This window comes from Monashia sp. HAY1-2A, assembly GCF_056755315.1.
Genome location: NZ_JBNDHY010000509.1, coordinates 1 through 260 on the forward strand (window position 1 = coordinate 1; position 260 = coordinate 260).

Here is a 260-nt window from a genome sequence, read left to right on the forward strand (position 1 = left end):
CCTATGCGCACTGGGAAGGCTTTTTGAAGTCCTCATTCGACAAGCTCGCGGAAACGATCAGCCGCCGGAAGCCGCCTCTCGACAAGGCCGCGGATCCGTTTGCGGTTGCTCATTTGAAACACCTGCTACTGCGGTTGTCAGCAGGAGATCCGGAAGCTCAAGCGAGCCTGTTAGAACTTGCCCGGAACGGTGACAGCCCTCGCCTGAGGCTGAAGAGAGATGAGTTGGTGCGTACGCATGACAACCTGAGGTTCCAGTAC

Annotated in this window: 1 protein-coding gene; it reads left to right on the forward strand. The window is 57.3% G+C overall.

The features are described 5' to 3' along the window. On the forward strand, nt 1-260 hold a 260-nt coding region (locus tag ACPYOM_RS22910), incomplete at both ends, for a hypothetical protein (protein ID WP_481347727.1).